The organism is Comamonas suwonensis, from assembly GCF_012844455.2.
GTDB classification, from domain to species: domain Bacteria; phylum Pseudomonadota; class Gammaproteobacteria; order Burkholderiales; family Burkholderiaceae_C; genus Comamonas; species Comamonas suwonensis.
In genome coordinates, this window is record NZ_JABBCQ020000038.1 from 1 (window position 1) to 7,026 (window position 7,026).

The 7,026-nt window shown below is 51.2% G+C and carries 9 protein-coding genes; 4 read left to right on the forward strand and 5 right to left on the reverse strand.

Translation table 11 applies throughout. From position 1 onward, the window contains the following. A partial coding sequence (locus HF327_RS21525; protein ID WP_198462396.1) for a Tn3 family transposase occupies positions 1 to 803 on the forward strand: 803 nt, incomplete at its 5' end. A 409-nt stretch (positions 804 to 1,212) separates the two neighbouring features. Here the strand turns inward: HF327_RS21525 and HF327_RS21530 are convergent. Further along, positions 1,213 to 2,193: a replication initiation protein gene (locus tag HF327_RS21530; protein ID WP_198462397.1), complete on the reverse strand. Its 981-nt coding sequence runs from the start codon at positions 2,191 to 2,193 to the stop codon at positions 1,213 to 1,215. A gap of 274 nt (positions 2,194 to 2,467) precedes the next feature. Here HF327_RS21530 and parA point away from each other — a divergent pair, with 274 nt between their 5' ends. From parA to HF327_RS21545, 3 genes are all read left to right on the forward strand, one after another. Further along, positions 2,468 to 3,106 (forward strand): ParA family partition ATPase, encoded by a 639-nt coding sequence (parA, locus tag HF327_RS21535; RefSeq protein ID WP_198462398.1) that lies wholly within the window; start codon positions 2,468 to 2,470, stop codon positions 3,104 to 3,106. Then, positions 3,097 to 3,300: a hypothetical protein gene (locus tag HF327_RS21540; protein WP_198462399.1), complete on the forward strand. Its 204-nt coding sequence runs from the start codon at positions 3,097 to 3,099 to the stop codon at positions 3,298 to 3,300. The genes parA and HF327_RS21540 overlap by 10 nt, the downstream gene beginning before the upstream one ends. Before the next feature lie 131 nt (positions 3,301 to 3,431). Further along, complete coding sequence (locus HF327_RS21545) at positions 3,432 to 3,974, forward strand: hypothetical protein (RefSeq protein ID WP_198462400.1); 543 nt, start codon at positions 3,432 to 3,434, stop codon at positions 3,972 to 3,974. A 172-nt stretch (positions 3,975 to 4,146) separates the two neighbouring features. Here the strand turns inward: HF327_RS21545 and HF327_RS21550 are convergent, their stop codons facing one another. The 4 genes from HF327_RS21550 to HF327_RS21565 all read right to left on the reverse strand — a co-directional run bounded on the left by HF327_RS21550 (position 4,147) and on the right by HF327_RS21565 (position 6,473). Next, positions 4,147 to 5,112, reverse strand: coding sequence for a nucleotidyl transferase AbiEii/AbiGii toxin family protein (locus tag HF327_RS21550; protein WP_198462401.1), 966 nt, complete (start codon positions 5,110 to 5,112; stop codon positions 4,147 to 4,149). Further along, positions 5,109 to 5,510: a DUF6088 family protein gene (locus HF327_RS21555; protein ID WP_198462402.1), complete on the reverse strand. Its 402-nt coding sequence runs from the start codon at positions 5,508 to 5,510 to the stop codon at positions 5,109 to 5,111. The genes HF327_RS21550 and HF327_RS21555 overlap by 4 nt, the downstream gene beginning before the upstream one ends. Positions 5,511 to 5,823: 313 nt before the next feature. Continuing rightward, positions 5,824 to 6,138, reverse strand: a complete 315-nt coding sequence (locus tag HF327_RS21560; RefSeq protein ID WP_154164628.1) for a helix-turn-helix domain-containing protein — start codon at positions 6,136 to 6,138, stop codon at positions 5,824 to 5,826. Then, positions 6,135 to 6,473 carry a type II toxin-antitoxin system RelE/ParE family toxin gene (locus HF327_RS21565; protein ID WP_046462669.1) on the reverse strand — a complete coding sequence of 113 codons (339 nt, stop codon included), beginning with the start codon at positions 6,471 to 6,473 and terminating at the stop codon, positions 6,135 to 6,137. Before HF327_RS21565 ends, HF327_RS21560 begins: the two co-directional genes overlap by 4 nt. Between the last annotated feature and the right edge of the window lie 553 nt (positions 6,474 to 7,026).

A 7,026-nucleotide genomic window follows, 5' to 3' on the forward strand; every position in this document is an offset into this window, starting at 1 on the left:
AGGTGGTCAATGTCGGTGTGCGCGACTCGACCTATGTGCTCGACGGCCTGCTGTACCACGAGTCCGACTTGCGTATCGAGGAGCACTACACCGACACGGCGGGCTTCACCGATCACGTTTTTGCGCTGATGCATCTGCTGGGCTTTCGATTCGCACCTCGCATCCGCGACTTGGGCGACATCAAGCTCTACATCCCCAAGGGCGAAACCGTCTATGACGCCCTCAAGCCGATGATTGGCGGCACGCTCAACATCAAGCATGTCCGCGCCCATTGGGACGAAATCCTGCGACTGGCCACCTCGATCAAGCAGGGCACCGTCACGGCCTCGCTGATGCTGCGCAAGCTCGGCAGCTACCCACGCCAAAACGGCCTGGCCGTGGCACTGCGCGAGCTGGGCCGCATCGAGCGCACGCTGTTCATCCTGGACTGGCTGCAAAGCGTCGAACTGCGTCGTCGCGTGCATGCCGGGTTGAACAAGGGCGAAGCGCGCAACGCGCTGGCCAGGGCGGTGTTCTTCAACCGGCTGGGCGAAATCCGCGACCGCAGTTTCGAGCAGCAGCGCTATCGGGCCAGTGGACTCAACCTGGTGACGGCGGCTGTCGTGTTGTGGAACACAGTCTACCTGGAGCGCGCAGCGCATGCCTTGCGTGGCAACGGCCATGCCGTCGATGAGGCGCTGTTGCAGTACCTGTCGCCGCTGGGCTGGGAACACATCAACTTGACCGGCGATTACCTCTGGCGCAGCAGCGCCAAGGTAGACGCGGGCAAGTTCAGGCCACTACGTCCGTTCTCCGGGTCTTAGCGTACGATTTTTTCCGTTTTCTGAAGCGACCCCTGTTTGAGTGCGTTGGTGATCGCGCAGTCGCACGCCGCGTTAGGACACGGACGAGTAAGCACTTTGCGTGCTGCGCGATTTGAAAAACAGGGATTGGGCGCGATAGCGCCATTGAACGCCGGGCGGTAGAGGGTGCTCGGGACAAGTCGTTGACTTGACCCTCACTACCCGTGACAGCTCCGCGCTAGTAACTGCTGGAAGCGGCCAGCACGAAGAGCATGATGAATCTGGCTGTGGACATGGTGGACAACCCTCCAGGTTGACCACATGCCCACGAGCGGCCTGCTGCGATTTGATCAACAGCCCACCTAACCACCACTTAAAAATTAAAACCAAAACGGCATTCCGAGGGCTGATATCTGATTATGGTTATTACTCAAGCTTCTCCGCCAGCGTCGCACTGATTACGGCTATTACTCAGCCAGTTAGACACAGACTTCTGACTGACTCCAAGCTCCGCAGCAATCGCACGCTGTGTCATGCCAGAAGCAGCCATCAACCGTGCGCTGGCCTGCTTATCCTCGTTATCGCCCCAGCGCTTGAGCATGGCCTGTTTGCCCCTGTGCGACTGCAATGCACTGAACCGAGCATCACTCGCAGCCAGGTCAAACTTATGCCATGTCCACTTGGACACGCTCTTGGCGATGTGCCACACCTCATTGCCTGCCAACGGCACCAGCAAATCACCATTGCGCTCTAGCGCTTTGCCGTTGAGGTGAGATTGCCACAGTACGAAGTTGCGCACGTTGTGCTTATAGTGCCGGATATTGCGGTACGCGTACTGCCTGAGCCACTCAAACACGGTGACATTCCGGCCTAGACCTATTTCCTCTGGCTTGCGTTTGGGTAAGTGCTTGGGAAGATCAACCCACTCCGCCAGCTCTCCAAGCTCGTAGGCCAATCTTGGGCCACGCAGCACACGCCAAAGGGGATGGGCGGGGTTTTTGGTCATCAAGCCTGCATAACCGCTATCGGCCTCTAGCTTGGCCCTGAATGCTTCTTCTACAGCGCACAGGTAGCGCATAGGCTCCTGCCGCATGTCTGGACTGTCTACCAGCACGGGAACAGACAGGCCCCATACCAGATGCCCTTTGGTGCTTTGGCGATCGACTGCAGCCCAGGTGGGCGGCGGAAGGTTGCCTTTTTCCCACGCCAAAGCGGCTGCGGGCTGGTCTACGTCAAAAATAGACCACACCCGCAAGTGCGGGGGATTGGCTTGGATGTAGGGGTGTTTGAGAGCGTGCTGCAGCGTGCGAATGCTGCTCGCTGTCTTGTCAGCGCTGCAATACGGTTTACGCGGCCACCGATGGGCATCCTCAAATAGATCTAAATTTAGCTGTTCATTATTCGCAAGCATGGTGACTTTCCAGCCGCGCAGCTATACTTAGCTTCAACGGCCTGACTGGCTGCACACCTCCCGCTGCCGACCAAAGCTCAGGGAGGTGTTTTCTTTTGTGCGCTCAGTTTACCCACATGTCACAGGGACACCAACAGACAGCGCATCCCAAGCACCCTACGCGGTGCTTTTTTTGTGCCTGCTGCGTTGTACTGAGCTACATCACTTCATATGATACTTAGCTCAAATGAGTATTAGAGTATATGATTAGCTATTCATCTACTCACTTGAAATCATGAAGATCATCTCTGTGCTCAATGAAAAGGGGGGGACTGGTAAAAGTACGGTGGCCACCAACTTGGCCACCGCTTTACACCGAGAGGGCAAGCGTGTGGTGCTCTTGGACTGTGACCCACAAGGTACAGCACGCGATTGGCGAGATGCCAGCCCCGATGACGCTGACCTTCCTCCTGTGCTAGGCGTCGATCGACCTCAGATGCTGGCCTCTTCACTCAATGGCATCAACGCAGAAATTGCCATCATCGACAGTCCGGCCAAAGCGGAGTCTATGAGCGCTGCGATTGTTCGTGCCTCGCATGTTGCCCTGCTTGTGATCCAGCCATCAGGGGCTGATCTCTGGGCCAGCGGCGCAGCCGTCAAGCTGATTCAGGCCAAAAGAGAAATGGGTGGAGAAATTGACGCGGCATTCCTGGTCAACCGAACCAGCGGAGCGACAAAGCTTTCCAAGCTGGTTAAAAGCGGTGAATGGAACACCTACGAAGGAATTGAAAAGCTGGAAACGTCTATCGGTAACCGAGCGGTGTTTGCGACCGCAATGACCGATGGGCTATCCGTGCTCGACTACAGCGATGCCAAAGCCAAAGAAGAGGTGCAGGCAGTCGTTCAAGAACTCAAGGAAGCAAAATGGCTTTAACTGTGAAACCATTGAACAAGGTACGCGAGAGCGTCCCCGTGAAAGAGGTTGCGAAGCCTTCTCAAGCAGAGCTGGTGCGCGTGAATCTTGAAGTTGAAAAAGAGACACGCCAGCACTGGCGTATGGAAGCAATCAAGCGTGGGTTGTCGCTCAAAGAGCTGATTCAGCAGGCAATGGAGGCACATCTCAAATGATCCTTTACTCATATGAGCAAAGGATCATTTGCTTAACGACGCTCATAAAAGGCTGAGTTTTCTATTCAAGAACATAAAAACAACGAATCTCGTCATATGATTAATATTCCATTAAAATAGGAGGAGAAATAATGAAATTTAAAATATTATCTTTGTCTGTTTTAAGTCTGCTTCTAACAGGTTGTTTAGAAAATGACAAATATGTCATTGAAAATGGCATTAGACTAAATAAAGAAACAGGTGAAATGAATCTTATCGTAGGAGATTCATATAAAAAAATAGAAGAGTTTAAGATCACGCAAACAGAATCTGAAGCAAAAACTTGGTCTCCATTAAGTATTCGTTTGGGAAGCGATAAAGAAGGAGTGGTAAAAATACTAACAAAGTACAAAGATGGCTTCATCTTATACAAAGCTTCTTTATCTTCAGAAGATATTGATACTGATAACGACAGCTTCAGGAAAAAATATTACTCTTCAACAATAACAGTGAATTTTAATGATAAAGATGGATTTACAACTGATTCATTAATTTTATTAGAAATGAAGAACGCCATATCAAACTCAAGCACGCCAAAGGGAAAAATTGATTTTTACTGGCAAGCAAAGGTTCCATCTACTCTTAAGAACTACGATTCAGCAAGCAGCACATCACTGATGTGGGCGGGATTCTAATTAAGCGGCGAACAGAGGGGGAGATAGCTAGTCTTCTCCAACTATCATTAAGATAGCGCGAAGGTTCACTTATCGCGGTTAAAAAAGCTCCTCAAAAGGCGCTTTTTTAATGTAATACATGAGTCTGGCGTTACTGTAATATCAATAGTCATGAGCTGAGCGTTATGCACTTTCACTTAGCCAATAGTTGAAGTGCTACGTTTTTAAACGAAGAAAATGCTTCATCGAAATGAGGTTTGAAGTCCCCATAAACTAGCGGAAGCAGGTTTTTTTCGTATTCGGAGCGGCTCTGTTCGTCCTTCTCAACTTGCGCAAGCGCCTTTTCCAGGACCTCCAATGGCTTTTCTGCAAAATCTGGCTGTTGCTTGCCGAATTCGGTGACGTCACCGTTGACCAATTCCTTGAACGCAGTCACTGCAAGCTCGATCAAATCTGAATCATGCGTCACTATGCAGTGCACATCGTAGATGTGCCGTACCAATGCGGTGTCCCATGTGCCCCGCATTTGGCCAGAACGGTGCTGCGCAAACCTTCTTAGAAAAGAAAGAACCTTCTCGGCCAACGTCTCGGCCACAGAAATAGTCTTTACCTCAAAGGGTGCCCCATCTTTGCCTGCCAAGCGGTCGGCCAATGCGTATATCGGGACGCTTGCGATGTCCAACATCGGCGCACGCAGCGTCAGTTCCAGTTGCAAATTTGGTCGTAAGCCAGTGCTGATGGGATAACGACGCTGGTAAGACCATTGCGAATGCATATAACGGTATTCGTTTAGCGTCATCGCTTTATCTTCGTCTTCGACTAAACCGATTTTGGAAAGAGCCTCTGCCACGTTCTTGCGAACCTCATCGCCGAGGTAACGTTTTAGCGCGCTGCGACTTAGCAATTTTCCGGCTTCGGTGAGAACGACTTTGAGGTCGGCATCCTCAGACATCCGCTCAATCAAGCTGTGTGCTTTCGACAAGCTCGTGCCGCCGCAAAACACAAGGTCTACGTATTCGAACTTCAAGGCAAAGATGGCTCGCAGTGCATCAGTTAGATGCTCATCTTTCTCGAGCAGGGACGTAGTGATACCACCGAGACTGGATTCTGCGACGAGGGCTTCAATAAGTTCGGCACGGTCATTTGTAAGCAACTTCATGCGCGCTCGTATTGAACCAGCTTCCCGTTGAAGCCAAGCTTGCGCTGGATTCGGCATTTACCTGTATTGATCACGACACCCGAAGGTACCTGCGTGCTGACACCTGCGTTGTATTCAAGAGCTTGGCGCGACAACCCTGCTTGGACGCCAAATTTCTTGAGGATCTCAGGAGCTAGAACTTCTAGAGGCTTGGTTGGGATTGGCTTTCCGGTCAGGACGCTCGGCTTGGCTTTGGCATACACACCAACGCCGAGCTTGACGAGCACTCCATCTTTCTGAAGCTCTGTCAGTGCCCTGCTAACTTGCGCCGGACTTCCAAAGGATTGGAGCTCTGAGCGCAGAAACACATCGGCTTTTCGGTTCGCTAAGGAACGCTTGAGGCGGTTCACGATATACATAGTGCAACTCCTGCTTTTCTACCAAAGTATTACATAAATCGTAAATGCATGATTAAAAATAACTTTCTTGATAAGTTGATGCTCATGTTCCTAGCGGAATTGGCAGTCTCAAGCGCTGGCAAAGTCCATGTCACAGAATGCCTAAGTCGAACTATCGCCACAAGCCCTGTTTCACGCTGAAAAATTGGCAGACCGTTGTGGAAAGAAAGGGAAACAGTGAAAAAACTGCCTCTTGGGCGGTTAGGTCACGGTAACTGACGCTTATCGAGATCAACAAAAAGCTCCTCAAAAGGCGCTTTTTGGGAAAATCCATTTAGACCGCAGCGAGGCGAGAAACCGTGTCCGGATACTTCTCAACCAATCGGATCAGCAATGCGGCTTGTGCATTGGGCGCTGCCCTGCCTTGCTCCCAGTTTTCCAAGGTTCGGGTTTTCGTCCTCAGGTAGCTGGCGAAGACGGGCCTGGACAGATTCAAATGCTCCCGAATCGACTTGAGTTCTGCGGACGTGATGGTGACTTCAGGCTTCAGTTCCACTTCGTGTGTTCGCAGCGTGCGCTTGCCTGCACGAGCACTGGCTAGCGCATCAAAGCCTTCGCTGAGTTCTGCAAAAAGATCGCGCTTGGTCATTTTCGGGCCTCCAATTCGTCTTTCAAAAGCTGCTTCAGGGTCGTTTTCTGCTTGGGGGTCAGGTTCTCCAGCTCGTCCTTGTCGTACAGGGTGAAGAGCCAAAACTGCGGACCACCGCTCCACCAGTAGTAGATGACCCGTAACCCGCCGCGAGTTCCTTTGCCTCTGCGTGGATCACCATGGCGAACTTTGCGCAGCCCGCCTGTGCCTTCAATCATGTCTCCCGCTTCAGGGTTCTTGAGCAAGCGCTCTTGGAACTCCTTGAACTCGTCATCGTTGAGGTAGGTAGCTCTGTTGCGCTCGAAGGCAGGCAATTCAACGAAGACGGCTTTCATCTAGATGATTGTACGCAAGTTGCGTATATTTTAGCTTGTCGAGATTAAAAAAGCACGTAGCGCTCATCCGTGCCGATCTAGGGTTCCGGGAACAAAAGCGGATTTAAACCAAGGCCAAAGCGCCCCCGCCAGTGGCCAATTGGCTGGTTTGCACAATCTAGGGGGGCAACACGTCCAAGAGAGTCCCATAAAAGCTCACGTATTGATCCTCTACAGAGGGAAAGGTGCTTTTGGGTCTTCACAAGATAAGGGGTCTGAGGGCGCTCCAACGATCCCCTTTTCTTCTCACGTATCCATTGCTTCTAGAGGGAAAACGACCCCGGACAACCAGGCCGGCTGCTCAACCGCTGAAGGAGACATCCAGAATTTCTGTTGCCCGCTAAAAAGCGCCTTTTGAGGCGCTTTTTTCTACTCCCGATAAGGTACCGTTATCGTGATTGAGTGAGCTAGGTGCTGCTTAAGGCTCCTGCCCAAAGACATTTTTATAACAAAAATAAATAAAATTTAACTTCTTTATCTTAAAAGATGTATAATAAACACCGTCGCTTAATAA